Source organism: Hoeflea sp. 108, from assembly GCF_000372965.1.
Taxonomy (GTDB): Bacteria; Pseudomonadota; Alphaproteobacteria; order Rhizobiales; family Rhizobiaceae; genus Aminobacter.
In genome coordinates, this window is record NZ_KB890024.1 from 1,810,955 (window position 1) to 1,826,035 (window position 15,081).

General features: G+C 59.5%; 9 protein-coding genes and 1 pseudogene. 5 read left to right on the plus strand and 5 right to left on the minus strand.

Translation table 11 applies throughout. The features are described 5' to 3' along the window. Positions 1-16: 16 nt before the first annotated feature. The 4 genes and pseudogenes from B015_RS32150 to B015_RS32500 form a co-directional block, all read left to right on the plus strand. Positions 17-1,963, plus strand: coding sequence for an FkbM family methyltransferase (locus B015_RS32150; protein WP_081623451.1), 1,947 nt, complete (start codon positions 17-19; stop codon positions 1,961-1,963). After that, entirely contained in the window at positions 1,963-6,288 is a 4,326-nt protein-coding gene (locus B015_RS32155) for a glycoside hydrolase family 99-like domain-containing protein (RefSeq protein ID WP_157632700.1), read from the plus strand. The genes B015_RS32150 and B015_RS32155 overlap by 1 nt, the downstream gene beginning before the upstream one ends. 834 nt (positions 6,289-7,122) lie before the next feature. Further along, a complete protein-coding gene (locus tag B015_RS0108725; protein WP_018427306.1) occupies positions 7,123-7,656 on the plus strand; it encodes a hypothetical protein in 534 nt (177 codons plus the stop codon). Between the two features lie 411 nt (positions 7,657-8,067). After that, positions 8,068-8,202, plus strand: a pseudogene (locus B015_RS32500) (N-acetylneuraminic acid mutarotase); the annotation flags it as partial. 151 nt (positions 8,203-8,353) lie between these two features. Here B015_RS32500 and B015_RS0108740 read toward each other — a convergent pair. The 5 genes from B015_RS0108740 to B015_RS0108760 form a co-directional block, all read right to left on the minus strand. Beyond that, positions 8,354-10,588 (minus strand): arylsulfatase, encoded by a 2,235-nt coding sequence (locus B015_RS0108740; RefSeq protein WP_018427309.1) that lies wholly within the window; start codon positions 10,586-10,588, stop codon positions 8,354-8,356. A gap of 65 nt (positions 10,589-10,653) precedes the next feature. Next, entirely contained in the window at positions 10,654-11,412 is a 759-nt protein-coding gene (locus B015_RS0108745; protein WP_018427310.1) for an ABC transporter permease, read from the minus strand. Continuing rightward, complete coding sequence (locus B015_RS0108750; protein ID WP_198292851.1) at positions 11,412-12,233, minus strand: ABC transporter ATP-binding protein; 822 nt, start codon at positions 12,231-12,233, stop codon at positions 11,412-11,414. The genes B015_RS0108745 and B015_RS0108750 overlap by 1 nt, the downstream gene beginning before the upstream one ends. Before the next feature lie 11 nt (positions 12,234-12,244). Then, positions 12,245-13,216 carry an ABC transporter substrate-binding protein gene (locus B015_RS0108755; RefSeq protein ID WP_018427312.1) on the minus strand — a complete coding sequence of 324 codons (972 nt, stop codon included), beginning with the start codon at positions 13,214-13,216 and terminating at the stop codon, positions 12,245-12,247. After that, entirely contained in the window at positions 13,213-13,962 is a 750-nt protein-coding gene (locus tag B015_RS0108760) for a GntR family transcriptional regulator (protein WP_018427313.1), read from the minus strand. The genes B015_RS0108755 and B015_RS0108760 overlap by 4 nt, the downstream gene beginning before the upstream one ends. 186 nt (positions 13,963-14,148) lie before the next feature. On the opposite strand from B015_RS0108760, the gene B015_RS30665 reads away from it, so the two are divergent. Further along, positions 14,149-14,994 (plus strand): formylglycine-generating enzyme family protein, encoded by an 846-nt coding sequence (locus B015_RS30665; RefSeq protein ID WP_018427314.1) that lies wholly within the window; start codon positions 14,149-14,151, stop codon positions 14,992-14,994. The last annotated feature ends 87 nt before the right edge of the window (positions 14,995-15,081 follow it).

The following is a 15,081-nucleotide window of genomic DNA, read 5'->3' on the forward strand; positions in this document are numbered from 1 at the left end:
TTCGTGGCCTGACTGAATGAATATTCGCGGTTTGTCGTATCGGTTGCAGAGGGCGATCCGTGGTTTTTGGCATCGTCGCTCGACCCCGGTTGATCTCACGCTGCAACACGCAGCCAATGCAGCGGGAGTGTTCGCCGCAGAGGATTACGTGGACATTGCTGCGGCACCGCCGCCAGCAACAGATGTGCGCCTTGTTGCCTATTATCTGCCGCAGTTCCATCCAATTCCGGAGAATGACGGATGGTGGGGCAAGGGCTTCACGGAATGGCGCAACGTGGTCCGGGCTATGCCCTTGTTCGATGGGCACTACCAGCCCCGAAGTCCTGCCGAATTGGGCTACTACGACTTGCGGCTGGCCGACGTCATGCGTCGCCAGGTGGAGTTGGCGAAGCTTTATGGAATTGGCGGCTTTGCGTTTCATTTCTACTGGTTTGGTGGCAAGACACTGCTTGAGAGGCCGCTCTCGGATTATCTCGCACGCCCCGACCTGGATCTGCCTTTCAGCCTCTGCTGGGCAAACGAAAACTGGTCACGTCGCTGGAACGGCCGCGAACAGGATTTGCTCATTGCCCAGGATCATTCAGAGGCAGATGACATAGCCCTGATTCAATATATCGACCGGTATTTTCGAGATCCAAGATACATCAAGGTCGAGGGAAAGCCGGTCTTGACGGTTTATCGTCCTGAACAGCTTCCAGATCCCGCGGCTACGATCGCGCGTTGGCGCAGCGAAGCACATAGGGCCGGTTGGCCGGGGCTTTATGTTATCGCCACCAATGCGTTCGATTTCGTCGACTATCAAAAGTACGGGTTCGATGCGCTATCGGAATTTCCGCCGCATGGGATCAAGGCGACAAACGCCGAAAGCAGCATCCATATGTCGCCGCTACGCGAAAGCGGTGGGCGTGTGCGGATGTACGCCGAGGCAGCGCAAAATGCCATGAATGCCAGTGCGCCGATCGGGCGGGTGCATCCAGGCGTGATGCCAGGATGGGACAATTGCCCGCGCCGTCCCCGAAATGGCGTAATTTATCATGGGGCGACTCCGGAGATGTTTGCCCGTTGGCTGCGCCATGCTGTTGATCGTGCACGTGGCAATCCGAAAGGCGAACGATTTGTCTTCATCAACGCTTGGAACGAATGGGGCGAGGGCGCCTACCTAGAGCCGGATTTGCGCTACGGCTATGCGTATCTGCAGGCCTGCAGGGACATGGACAAGGTAACGACAGACAAAGGCAGGACCATCTACTTTGATCCGGCGGACAGCCGCGGCAGAATGCTGAAGGAGCATGCGGGCAACTTCAATCCGCTTTCGCTTGTCATGTGGGACATGATCCTGAAGGAAGCGTCGTGGACTCAGGTTATCGACATAGGATGCAACTATGGCGAAATGCTTGCCAATGCCGAGCTGCCGAAGGGCGCGGAAATCACGGCCGTCGAGCCCAACAGTCTTCTTAGGCACTACCTCGGGAGAACGCTGGAAGAGGCGGGAGTTGATGCCCGATTGGTTTGCGCCGCAGTTTCGGACTCCATTGGGACGGCCCGTTTTTTTCGCGACGACAAATGGTCCGGCACCAGCCGCGTTCTTAGACCGGAAGAGACCGTCGAGAATCTGATCGTAGTTCCTCAGGTCACGGTTGACAGTCTCCTCGACGGCGTCACGGGCGCTGTCCGGCTTGCTATGAAGATCGACGTCGAAGGACATGAGGCGGCCGTTCTCAGAGGCGCTCTACGAAGCTTGAAGCGTGTCCTGGACTATTCGATTCTGGTGGAAATCAAGCATATACCCGAAGACGACCAGAGGTGGATCTTCAAAATGTTTGATGTCTATGGCCTTGATATGACATCGGCGCAATTGATTTATCTTAGCGGCACCCCCTACGAGGAAGTAATACGGATGATAGATGCGGAAGAAATCTATGCGCAGGATGTTATTGTTAAGCGCAGGGGACAGCGCCGCTGATGTCGGGTTCAATTAAGTGGCGAGCGCTGTGGCGCCATCCGACCGACTCTCGCAAACGAAAAGAATTTCGTGCTGGGGGGCATTGCGCAAAGCAGGGCAAGGCCATTCGCAAGACCCGAATGTGGCTGAATCTGGCGGCAATGCTAAGGCACCCGCTTTCTCAGAATGAACGCCGAACCTGGCGCGACGCGGCCCAGCACGGCTTTCCACCAGCACGTATTCCGGCCAAGGCGACCTTTCAAGAAACTCCCGACGCATTGCATAGCAGACTCTACGATTGCTACGTGCAAAATGCCCTTGGGCAGTTCGACTCTTCTGAATATTGCAGCATCGCGACGGAACCGCCGCCTGCAGATGTGTGCGATGTCAAGCTGATTGCCTATTATCTGCCTCAGTTCCACCCAGTAGCCGAGAATGACGAATGGTGGGGTAAGGGTTTCACTGAGTGGCGCAACGTTGCCCGCGCCTATCCGCACTTCGACGGACATTATCAACCGCGCATCCCTGGAGAGCTGGGATATTACGATCTCCGTGTCGTCGATGTCATGAGGCGGCAGGTCGAGCTTGCAAAGCTCTATGGAATTCACGCATTCTGCTTTCATTTTTATTGGTTCGGCGGCAAGCGCCTGCTCGAAACGCCCATCTTGAATTACCTTGAGAACAAGGATCTGAATTTACCGTTCTGCTTGTGCTGGGCGAACGAGAATTGGTCTCGACGTTGGGATGGCAGCGAAAATGAAATCTTGATTTCACAATCCCACTCGGCCGAGGACGATGAGGAGCTGTTGCGGTATCTTGACCGCTACTTCAGAGATGATCGCTACTTAAAGATCGATGGCAAACCAGTTCTGACGGTCTATCGTCCCTCGATCCTTCCAGATGCCGCCGAAACAGTCCAGCGGTGGAGACGAATTGCGAAAGAGCTTGGTTACCCCGGTATCTATCTTATCGCGACCAACTCCTTTGCGTTCTCGGACTATCAAAGGCTGGGTTTCGATGCGCTATCGGAGTTTCCGCCTCATCACGTTGCAGCAGCCAATGTTCAGCAAGAATTCCAAATGTCGCACCATCGCACGGGATGGCGCGTTCGCTCTTACCCGGAGATCGTGGCGAGCGAAGAAGCACGAAAACCCGTTCCGGGAACCGTTGTCCCTGGCGTGATGCCCGGATGGGACAACAGTGCCCGTCGCCCCGCAAATGGTGAGATCATTCACGGTGCTACGCCACAATTGTTCGAGAAGTGGCTACAGCAGGCATTCAAACGCGCCCAAAAAAACCGCCTTCCGGAACGGTTTGTCATGATCAATGCCTGGAACGAGTGGGCGGAAGGCGCCTATCTCGAGCCCGACAGCAGATTTGGGTATGCGAACCTTGAAGCTTGCGCCTCTGCGGTTCGTAACCATGTTGGCTCTGCGTCAATGAGGGTGATCGCAGGCAAGCGGCCGCGCCTTTCAGATGGCAAAACCGTATTGTTGTGCTCCCATCATGCCGGCAAACAAGTATTTGGTGGCGAACGCAGTTTCCTTGATATCGCAAGAGCGCTGTCGGAGAGCGGATTCAATCTGGCGGTGAGCCTTCAGGAAGGTGTAAACAAGCCCTACGTTGAGGAACTGCGCAACTTTGCGCAGGAGATACACATCTTCAAATATGATCAGTGGAGCTCCAGTTCGGCTGAAACCGTCGCTTCTACACCTCTGTTCTTGGAGGTAATCGACAGTGTAAAGCCCGACCTAGTGTATGTGAACACGATCGTTGTGGCAGCGCCTCTCGCCGCTGCGAGATTGCGTGGCGTTCCATCCGTCGTCCACGCACGTGAGATCATCACCCACGATGAGGATCTTCAGCGGCAAATCGGAATGAGCGGACCTGAAATAGTAAGGCAGGTGGTTCATTCGAGCGATCACGTTATCGCCAATTCGCAGGCCACTCTGGAGTGTTTCGGCCATGCCAAGGCGTCGATGATCCCAAATACCGTCGATATCGAGGCCTTCGATCAGGCACCGATTGGCGAGCATGGTGCCGTTACATTTGGCCTTATCAGTAGCAATCTGCCCAAGAAAGGAATCGAGGACTTTGTTGAGTTGGCCACTGCCTGCCAAAAGCAGGTTCCAAATGCCCGATTTCTCGTTATCGGCCCGCTTGGCCGCCCTGTCATCAAAGATTACTTGAGCCGCAAGAAGAAGACGCCGAAGAACCTCGAATTTGTCGACTACCAGCCAACGTCAGTTGAGGCTATCGGGAAAGTCGATGTGGTCGTGAATTTTTCGCATTTTCAGGAGTCGTTCGGGCGCACTGTACTTGAGGGCATGGCCGCCGGTCGCCCTTCGCTCGTTTATGACTGGGGCGCCCTGAAGGAGCTTGTCAAACATGGTGAGACCGGCTTCCTAGTTCCGTTCCGAAAGCCGCTGGAGGCCGTCGCCCACGTCCATATGCTGTGCAATGAAAGAAAGCGCCTGCAAGAGATGAGCAGAGCGGCGCGCTCGCGGTCGCGTGATTATTCGTTCCCGCAGTTCAAGGCGAAGCTCTCTGAGGCGTGTCGGCAGATCATCGATGCCGGGACAACCGTTCATGCCTATTCGAACGCCGGGAAAGAACGGCTTGAGGCCATATCCGAGAAAACCATCGACATTGTCGTGTGTGTCCACAATGCACTGTCGGATGTGAAGGCATGCCTCGCTTCGGTCAGAGCCAATCTTGGTGCCAATCAAAGAATCATTCTGGTCGACGACGGTTCGGATGACGAGACCCGTCACTACCTCGAGAAGTTCGCGGCGCGCGAACGAGTGGTCCTGCGTCGCAACGAGCAAGCCCAAGGCTATACTAAAGCCGCCAACCTTGGGTTGGAACTATCGAATGCAGATCTGGTCATCCTTTTGAACAGTGACACTGTTGTGACTAGGAACTGGGCTGAAAAGCTAGCAGATGCGGCGTTTTCCAGACCTGACATTGGCGCAGTCGGCCCGCTTTCGAATGCGGCTTCGTATCAGTCAATCCCCGGCACCTTAGGCACAGACAAGCAGACGGCTATCAATGATTTGCCGCCAAACATGTCGGCTGACGACATGAATGACTGGTGTGAGAGAAACAGCACGTCAATGGTTCCAACTGTTCCATTGATCCATGGGTTTTGTTTCGGCATCACGCGTAGAGCTCTCGACACGGTTGGAAAATTTGATGAGGCGGCCTTTCCGGAAGGCTATGGCGAGGAGAACGACTACTGCTTCCGGCTGTCTGCGGCGGGGTTCAGCATGGCCGTCGCAACTCACACCTATGTCTACCACGTGAAGTCGTCGAGTTACACAGAAGAGCGCCGACATCATCTGTCGGAAAAAGCGCAAAATGTGCTTTACCGGCGTTATGGGCGGGATGCTTTCAATGCGGCCATTCGCACGCTCGAACGGGACCTTGGTCTCTCGTCTATGCGGGCCCTTGCGCAGAATTTGTACGAGAAGACAAAGGCGCCAGTCGCCGGGCGTGGCAGGGGCGCGCGCAAAGCGCATCCCTATTTGTTGTCTGAGTTGAACGATCAACAGTGGCTTCAGGCGCTCCAGGCTAGCGTGGATGACACGACTGTCGACGGCATCGAATACCCTGGCTTTCCGGATGCGCAATTGCAAATCGGCACGGTTGGTTCAGCTGGCAAGGGGACTATCGCGGAAGGATTCCGCTTTTACTCGTTCGTACTGGAAGCGGCCCGAGCCAATGGCGTGAATGTGGGGCTCAAGTCCCGCGTCCTGGATTTCGGGGTCAGCTGGGGCAGGATAATACGCTGTCTGCTGCGTGAAGTAGCTCCCGCGGGTCTCTTCGGCGTGGATATCAGTGATCGTTTTCTGTCTGCTGCCCAACAGACCGGGGTCCCGGGTGATCTCAGGCTGATCCAGCCGGACGGAAAGCTGCCGTTTGCCGACAATTCTTTCGACGTTGTGTATGCTTACTCGGTGTTTACGCATCTTCCAGAGCACATTCAGAAGATCTGGCTGGCGGAGATAGCGCGCACCCTCAGGCCAGGCGGGATTTTTGTCGCGACGGTGCAACCTCCACGTTTCCTCGATTTCATTAGGGAAGCGCCACAGGAGAGGGTCGTAAAGAGCGCTTGGCTCCAACAACTCCAGTCCGAGCTTTCGAAGAAAGACGACGCCCCTGGAGAGCTTGACCAGTCTGGGTTTGTTTTCCTTCCAACAAACAACGGAAAAACATACGGCGACATGATTTTGACTGAAGCCTACGTGAAACGTGTTTGGGGTGCGAAATTTGCAATCCAGGAGTACCTGGATGACCTTTCTCGATTTCAGCAGGCGGTCGTTACGGCCAAGGTTCTCAAGTAGGAGCACTAGAGGGATGCGGCTCATTCGTGTCGCGTCCCAAACTCCCTTCAGATGCGCCAGGTGCAAAGATATTGGCGTGGCAGGCAACTCGCACGGCGCAATTGTCGGATTGGGGAGCTGCTCGCCATAACCGTCGTTCTCGGCAGCGCCCCTTATCTGACGTCGTGCAAAGCCAAATGTGTCGGATGACCCCCAAGCCTCATCCTTGGTCTGGAAGTCGCGTCGATCGGGCCCGCGGATGACTGGTTGATGTCCACCTGATGAACCACTCCTGTCCTAGAGCTGACACACGCTCAAGCTTGCCAGGGGCCGACTGCCACTTTCGCAAGGCTAAGGCCTGGTGATTACCTTAGTCCTCCTTGGATTCGATCGTCTGGACTGTGACCTGGATGCGTGCAAGCGTGGCAAGTGCGGTGACAGAAAGCCGGGACTGACACCATAGGTCGATGCCAGTCGGTCGGGGGGCTCTTGTCGATCTGAAGGGGCGCGCCACGTAGAGAATTGAGCTTTGTGCCATTATCCGGCACTCGAATATGCGTGGCGCTTTCTTTCAGCTCTCGCGACGGCACTGCACTGGCCGACACCGGCCAGGCAATGGCTGGCCTCACTGGAGGAGTTACCAGCGTTGTCGTTCAATCGCCACTGAGTGCTCGCAAGGGCAGCGACGCGAACGCCGTCAATAGAGCGGTCCTTCAAACTGCGGGTTTAAGGCCGCATAGAACTTGCGTCCAAGGAGATTTCTTTCGATTTGTGGCAGAGCGATCCGTAAATAGGTGGTGACGCTGACCGGGAGAGGTCCTATGGCATCTTGCGACTGCCATTTGAGACCAACGTATGAATGTTTTCGTGCTTTGCACCGGACGCTGCGGTTCGACGACTTTTGCCAAAGCCTGCGGTCATATCGACAATTTCACCTCAGGACATGAGACTAGGTCGCGACTGGTCGGTGCAGACCGACTTGCGTACCCTGTTAGACACATTGAGGCCGACAATCGGCTGTCTTGGCTACTAGGCCGGCTAGAAAAGAAATATGGCGACAACGCGCACTACGTGCATCTGACCCGGGACCCAGATGCCGTCGCTGAGAGCTTTGCCTTAAGAAGCGCGCACGGCATCATGAAGGGCTACCGCGACGCGATTCTGATGGAGGCGGGCAACGCGGCCCCAATTTCGATTGCTCGCGACATGATCGACACGGTCACCTGCAACATTGAGGCGTTCCTGCGAAATAAGACAAGCTCGATGCAGGTGCGCTTGGAGACAAGTGGCGAGGACTTCGCCCGTTTCTGGGATTGGATCGGCGCAACTGGGAATTGGGAAGGTGCCGCTGCAGAGTGGTCTGTTCGGCATAACGCTACCGCCCGGTAACGCCTGTCCGGAACATCTCCCGTTGCAGGGGCTGGCAGCAGGCACGGTATGGGCGCGAAATCCAGAAACAGTGGAAAGGCCGGCGACTTAGGGTAGGCCCGCAGCCAGAGATGTCGCACGGCACCGTAGCCCGGAATCTCTCCGAAACTGTCACCATCGTCACGATGCCTAAAAAGTGGAGTGCCGAGGCTGGTGTAGTGAGTACCGAAGCCGATTGAAGCTGCCACCCTTGCGATGCTGCCGTGCATGAAGGGCTTCTCTAGGGGCCTGCTTTTCGTCTATGAGGCGGCCCACCTTGGCTGTATTGCGCTGGACGATTATCAGACTAAAGTCGGGATTGGCCTAGCGCTACTCAGCATTTGAAGCGAGGCCATTATGTTGCTGTTGTTGTCAGCAATGGGCAAGCAGACGGGGCTAGGCTATGGCGCTTCGTTCTCGGTACCTGGAGGCGTGCTCGTTGTCGGCGGCGAAGACAGCGAAGCCAAGGCGCGTAACGAGGTGTTTCTCTTAAGATGGGACGGCAGGGCGCTCTCGATCGAGAACTGACCATAGTTCTGGAGCGCGCAAAATGGCGGCCCGCCAACTCCGCGACATCAGCCGCCATGTTTTCGGCTATTATCCCCGCAGATGCACATAGTGAAGCAGATGGAACGATGACCGGCTGGGATCAGCAATCCGGTCCCCGGCGCCAACCTTTCTAGTCCACATCCAGGCTTGCCGGTACCGCTTCGCGATCGTCTGCGATGGCGTAGTCGATGCGCAGGATCCGGCCTGAAAAATCCGGGTTAGTCTGTCTGTCGGGGTCGACCGGTTCGGCATTGCTGCGTCCGAAGGTAAGGGGCGACAGCGACAACCTGAGCAGGGTGCGTTCGAACACATGTTCGCCGGCCGGCTGGCCGTCGACCGTGAGGCGGCCGCGTCCCTTGAGTGTTGCGGTCTTTTCGAAGTCGAAGACGACTGTCGTCTTGCCGAGTGGGATCTCCCGGCCCGAGACGAGGCGGCTGACCTCGAAGCCGGCATAGTTGTAGGTGTAGACCAGCCGGTTCCCGATGATGTCGAGCGCATAGCCGCCATGGCAGCTACCGAAGCAGACGAGCGCGCCGCCCTGGCTCGCATTGCTGCGCTCGATCTCGATCGATATGCGGTGCGAGACGTCCTGCGTCATCGGTGCCGCCTCTGCCGGTATCGAGGAAATTGGCGGGAAGTAGCTGCACTCGTTGCGCCAGCGTGGTGCGCCGGGCCGGTAGGGCGGTTTGAACAGCACGTCGCTGTCGTCGAGCGGCATGACACCGTAGCGGCCGGCCTCCGCCCACCAGCGTTCCTTCATCTCGGCGAGCTTTTCCGGCTTTTCCCCGGAGAGGTCGCGCAGCTCGGAAAAGTCCTCGTCGAGATGGTAGAGCTCCCAGCGCTCGCTGTCGAAATCATCGCCGGCCTTGTGCTGGGTCACCGCCTTCCAGCCGCGATGCCAGATGCTGCGATGGCCGTACATCTCGAAATATTGCGACTGCTTGGCGGTTGCCGCATCGGGAGCGTCGAAGGAATAGGCGAAACTCTCGCCATGGATCGGCATCTGCGCCACGCCGTTGATGCTCTCGGGTGCTGTGACGCCGCAGAGCTGCATGATTGTCGGCGTGATGTCGGTGACATGGGTGAACTGGCAACGCACCTCGCCCTTGTCCGATATGCCTGCCGGCCAGGAAAAGATCATCGGGTCACGCACGCCGCCGCCATGGGTGAAGCTCTTGTAAAGCTTGAGCGGCGTGTTCGAGGCCTGCGCCCAGCCCCAGGGATAGTTGCCCGAGCTGCGCGCCGTGCCGATTTCGGCGAGGCGCTCGCGCGACACGGCATAGTCTTCCGGCAGGCGGTTGAACCAGCGGAGCACGTTGGTCGTGCCGTCGGGATCGCAGTCGGTGGAGGCGCCATTGTCCGAGATCAGCACGATGATGGTGTTGTCGCGAATGCCGGTGCGGTCGAGGAAGTCGAGCAGCCTGCCGAAGGCGGCGTCGGTGTGGCCGAGAAGTGCTGCATAAGCCTCCTGCATATGTTCCGACACCTCGCGCTCTTCCTGGGAGAGCTCGGCCCAGGCGCGCACGCCGGGGTTCGGCGGCGGCAGCTCAGTATTCTCAGGCACCAGGCCCATCGCCTTTTGTTTGGCCAGCCTCCGAACGCGTTCCTCGTCCCAGCCATGGGCAAAGCGGCCGCGATAGCCGGCCAGCGCCGATGCGGGCGCCTGGTGCGGGAAATGCCCCGCACCATAACAGAGATAGAGGAAGAACGGCTTGTTCGGCCAGATCGCCATCTTGTCGGCGATGTAGCGCACCGCGCGGTCCGACAGGTCGTCGGAGAGGTGATAGCCCTGCTCGGGCGTCGCCGGCGGCGGAACCTGCTGGTTGTCCTGGCATAGTTCCGGGTGGAACTGGTCGGTGCTGCCGTTCATGAAGCCATAGAACCGTTCGAAGCCGCGGCCGAGCGGCCATTGGTCGAAGGGGCCGGCGGCATTGGCGTTTTCGGTCGGCGCAAGGTGCCATTTGCCGACCGCATAGGTCGCGTAACCCTGCAGCTTGAGCATTTCGGCGAGCGTGCCGGCGCGGTGGCTGATCGCGCCGCGACCGGAGGGCCAGCCCATGTCGGCATTGGCGAGGTAGCGCATACCTACCGAGTGGTGGTTGCGTCCGGTCAGCAGGCAGGCGCGTGTCGGCGAGCACAATGTGGTGGTGTGGAAATTGCTGTAGCGCAGGCCGTTGTCGGCAAGCGAATCGAAGTTCGGCGTGTCGATGGACGAGCCGAAACAGCCGAGGTCGGAGTAGCCGACGTCGTCGAGCACGACATAGATGACGTTCGGCTTGCCGGCCGGGCCGCTGGGGATGTCGGCATAGTCGCGCTCGGATTCGTGGTGCGTGCGGCCGATATGGCCGCGAAATTCGGAAGTCATGCTCTGTCCCGATCTTTTGAGATGGTCGCCGGGGCCCCAACAGGAGGGCGACCCGGCCGCTTGGATCAATAGCCGGTGACGCTGCGCAGATAGCGCTTGAGCAGCGTGCGCCCGAGCAGCCGCCAGAGGCGATCGGTGGCAAAGCCGAGAAGGCCGAGCGCGATGATGGCGGCGAACATCCAGTCGACCTGGAAGTAGAGGCGCGAGGTCCAGATGATGTAGCCGAGCCCGGCATCGGCGGCGAGCATTTCGGCGGCCGCTATGACCAGGAAGGACGAGGCGAGCGCCAGCCGCATGCCGACATAGATCGAGGGCAGCGAGGCCGGGATCATCACCTTGAAGAACACCTGCCTTTCATTGGCGCCGAGGCAGCGCGCGGCATTCAGCTTGTCCTGCGAGACCGAGGACACGCCGCTGGCCGTGTTGACCATGACGATGAAGGCCGTCGCGTAAGCGATCAGAATGATCTTCGACATTTCGCCGACGCCGAACCAGATGATGAACAAGGTCACCAGCGCAATCGCCGGAACGAAGCGGAAGAAGTGGATGAACGGGTCGACGAGATGGCGCGCCACCGGCGAGACGCCGACGGCCAGCCCGATCGGAATGGCGATGGCGCTGCCCAGTAACCAGCCCGAGAGAATGCGCATCATCGACACCAGGATGGACTGGGTGAGCGCGCCCTCGGCCAGCATCTGCCCGGCGCCCTTGAGCACGGCGAGCGGTGCGGGCAGGAACATCGGGTCGACCAGCCAGGTCGAGGCCATCTGCCAGAAGATCACGACGATTGCGACGCTGAGCGCCGACCAGGCAAAGGATGGCATCAGTTTTGCTCCCATTGCGAAGCCGCCTCCCTTTCGATGTCGCCCTCGATCGCCTTGACCGCATCGGCGAAGCGGCTGTCGAGGTCGTCGCGCGGATAGTGCAGGTCGATGTCGTAGATGCGGGTGATGTTGGCGCGCGGGCCCCGGCTCATCACGGCAACGCGCTGCCCAAGCAGCACGGCCTCGCGAATGTCGTGGGTGACATAGACCATGGTGCAGCCGGTTTCGCGCCAGATCCGCGTCAGCTCCTTCTGCAGCACACGGCGCGTCAATGCGTCGAGGGCGGCGAAAGGTTCGTCGAACAGGATGAGCTCAGGTTGGGCGGCCAGCGTACGCGCGATCTGCACGCGCTGCTTCATGCCGCCTGACAGCTCATGCGGAAATTTTTGCTCATGGCCGCGCAGGCCGACGAGATCGATGTAGCGTTGCGCCATGTCGAGGCATTCGGCGCGCGGCTTACCGGCGACGCTCGGGCCGAAGCCGACATTCTCGGCGACCGTCAGCCACTGGAACAGCGGCTCCTCGATCGACTGGAACACCATGCCGCGCCGCCGGTCGGGGCCTGTTATCGTCTCGCCATTGGCGAGCACGCGGCCTTCGGTCTGCTTCTCGGTGCCGGCGACGATCTTGAGCAAGGTCGACTTGCCCGAGCCGCTGGGGCCGACAAGCACGAAGAACTCGCCTTGTCCGACTGTCACGGAGAGGTCGGCCAGGATCAGCTCGCTGCCTGCCTTCTGGCCGGGATAGGCCATGCCGACCTTGTCGAAGACGACCGCAGGCATGGCACCAGGTGCGATCCCGCTTGTTTGAATGTTTGTCATCGCAGGTCCGCTCAGTTGCCCAGCTTGACCAGGTCGGGGGCGGCTTCCTTGAGGTATTTCGGATTGACGCCGGTGTCGAAGGTCACAGCCTGGGACTTCGTCTTGGCAAGGAAGTCGGCGACTTCCTTGAAACCGGCGCGCTCATAGTCGGTCAGCGCCAGGGCAAATTCGTTGTAGTTGAGCAGGTCGCGCACGGTGTCGCGCGGCGCGCGGGTATTCTTGGCGATCAGGGCGGCGGCCTCGTCCTTGTTGGCCGCGATGAACTGGCTTGCCGCATTGAGCGCGCGCAGCGTTGCAACGGTCAGGTCCGGATGCTTTTCCACGAACTCCGTCTGCGCGGCGATGTAGGCGCTGCTGTTGCGCTTGGCGGCCGCGTCATCGGTCAGGACATAGTGGTTGCCGCCGTCGGTCGACTTCTCGGTGCCGTCGGCCCAGACGAAGGCGGCATCGATGCGGCCGGAGCGGAGCGAGGCGACGATCTCGAGCAGGCTGGTGAAGCCGACGATCTCGACCTTGTCTTCGCTTATGCCGTTCTCGTCGAGATATTTCATGGTGATCAGGTGCTGGGCGGTGCCGGTGGCAATACCGATCTTCTTGCCGACCAGATCCTTGGCATCCTTGATGTCGCTGCTGACCACCAATTTGTGGAAGCCGGGCTTGGAATGGAAGATGCCGGCAAGCACGGTCAGCTTGCCACCCTGGATGCGCGAGACGATCGGGAAATCGAGCCCGACCGCCATGTCGGCGCGGCCGATCAGCAGCGCATCGATCGCCTCGACGCCGGTGGCGAAAGTGGTGATCTGAGCGTCGATGCCTTCCTTTTCGAAGAAGCCTTTTTCCTTGGCGACCCAGATCTGGGACCCTGTCGTGTAGGCGTCGACGCCGAAACGCACTGGCTCGAGGGCCTGTGCCCCGGCCATTCCAGCCGAGAAGAGCATGAGGCCTGATGCGAGGCTCAGGACAATCTTTTTGAAGCGGGTCATTTCGGTTCGTCCTCCGGCGAAAGGGCTGAACTGCCCTGGAATTGATTGGGGGCCAGCGCCATCACCTGATGGCTGGCGAGAAGATGCGGGACCATCCAGGAGCGCGAGGCGAGCGGCACGCTGCCGTCGCCCGAATGCACGAGTGCGGTGCTCCACAAAAGCGCGTCGCCCTCGCTGACCTCCAGCAGTTCGGCGACGTCTGATGTGGCGTTGATCGCCGACGTGCGCGTCGACAGCGATGCGCCGTCGATGACGGTGTACGGGGCTATGGCGGCGAGCGCGTCATGCTCTGTGCTCTCATTGAAGGCGCTCGGCGGCACGCTGCGGGCGAGATAATGGTCGACCAGAATGCAGGGCTGGCCGTTGGCCAGAAACAGCCAGCGCAGGCGGTGGGTCGACTTTTCCTCCGCCTGGCCGAAGATGACCGCGATCTCTTTGGGTGCTGCGACCTGGTCGCGCCGGATCTCGCGAAAGGACGCTTTCATGCCCGCTTTTTCGATCAGGTTCCAGAAGCCGGCGGAGCCGGTCAGGGCGTTGAGAATGGGCGGATTGGCGATGAAGGTGCCGACGCCATGCTTGTTCTTGAGCAGGCCCTTGGCCATCAGGTCGGCATAGGCTTCGCGCAGCGAATTGCGGCTGAGGCCGAGTATCCGGGAAATGTCGATTTCCGCCGGCAGACGGTCGCCGGCAACCAGCTTTTGCTGGCGAATATACTGCAGGACACGTTCGGTGGCAGTTCCCGACATCGCTCTCTCCTCCAAGAGGTAGGACGTCCTACCTTTACGCAGGATCGTGAAAGAGTCAAACTCGGTCGATCCATTTTTCAAAGGGAAGGCGCCATGTCGTGTTGTTCTCCGGGCCGATCCCCATGCGATCATGTTGCCGAACCGGTTGCGGTGCCTGCAGCGCTCGAGGCTGGCAATCATCCTGACATGGCGCTGGTACCGGCCGGGCGCTGGCTTCTCGGCGAGGATCGTGCGATCGCCAATCCTGGGGACGGCGAAGGACCGGTGCGACCGGTCGAGCTGCCGGCGTTCCTGCTCGACAAGACCGCGGTGACCAACCAGGCCTTTGCGGCCTTCGTCGCTGCCACCGGCTATGTGACCGAGGCCGAGCGCATGGGATGGTCTTTCGTCTTCATCGCACAGATCCATCCCGACGCGGTGATTGTTACCGACTCCGATGCCAGCGCGCCGGACTGGTGGGCGCCGGTTCGCGGCGCCTGCTGGCATCGGCCCGACGGCAACGGCTCCAGCTGGCGGGACCGCCGCGACCATCCGGTCGTCCATGTCTCATGGAACGACGCCGTTGCCTTCGCAAATTTCGCCGGCAAGCGACTGCCCACGGAAGCCGAATGGGAAGCCGCGGCGCGCGGCGGGCTCGAGCGGGCGATCTATGCCTGGGGCGACGAGCTCACTCCCGGCGGCCGCCACATGTGCAACATCTGGCAGGGCAGGTTTCCGCTCACCAACAGCGCCGAAGACGGCTATCTCGCAACCGCACCGGCGCGGAGCTTTCCGCCCAATGGCTTCGGCCTCTACAACATGCTCGGCAATGTCTGGGAATGGACCGCTTCACCCTGGTCGGGTGCCCCGGCAGGATTGATGGCCATGCGCGGGGGCTCCTATCTGTGCCACGCCAGCTACTGCAATCGCTACAGGGTTGCGGCCCGGACCGGCAACCACCATGGCGCCAGCTCGAGCCATCTCGGCTTTCGCTGCGCCGGCGACCTAAAAAGCCAGTTGCAGACCATGCCTGTTGTGAATGGGGATCCATAACCACATGGAATGAGTTCGCAGAAGCATGTTATGGTGTGGAGCCGCGGAACGCGGTCTATCCTCACGGAAACTAGGTCGTTGGTTTTG